General features: G+C 66.4%; 1 protein-coding gene and 1 pseudogene. Both read right to left on the minus strand.

The features are described from left to right. On the minus strand, positions 1 to 283 hold a 283-nt coding region (locus RFM40_RS33675), incomplete at its 3' end, for an ATP-grasp domain-containing protein (protein WP_320279070.1). 19 nt (positions 284 to 302) lie between these two features. Further along, positions 303 to 544, minus strand: a pseudogene (locus RFM40_RS33680) (CoA ester lyase); the annotation flags it as partial.

Raw genomic sequence — 544 nt, forward strand, 5'->3', positions numbered from 1 at the left:
GCGAGATCAGCTTGCCGCGCGGGCCGGTCTGGTGGGTCACCAGCTTGCGCCCGAGCATGGCTTCCGCCGCGTTGGAGATCTCCTCGTCATTGGAACAGAGTTTGATGCCGCCGGCCTTGCCGCGCGCGCCGGAATGAACCTGCGCCTTCAGCACCCATTTCGCGCCGCCGATCTCGCGCGCCCGGTAGGTTGCCTGTTCGGGGCTGTAGGCAAGCCCGCCGCGCGGCACATGCACGCCGTGGCGGGCGAGCAGTTCCTTGGCCTGGTATTCGTGAATGTCCATCTTTTCCTCCCGGTAATTGTCAGTGCGCTGCAGCTTGGCCGGTGCGCTCGATTGCCTCGCTCACCACCAGCACGTTGCGCGCCATGCGTTCGGATGCCGCGTCGATCATCTTGCCGTCGAGCGCGGCGGCGCCCTTGCCGAGCGCTTCGGCTTCCTTGAGCACCTCGAGGATGCGGCGGGCGCGCGTGACCTCCTTTTCCGGCGGCGAGAACACGTCGTTGGCCAAAGCGATCTGCGAGGGGTGGATCGCCCATTTGCCTT

Source organism: Mesorhizobium captivum, from assembly GCF_033977165.1.
Classification (GTDB): Bacteria; Pseudomonadota; Alphaproteobacteria; order Rhizobiales; family Rhizobiaceae; genus Mesorhizobium; species Mesorhizobium captivum.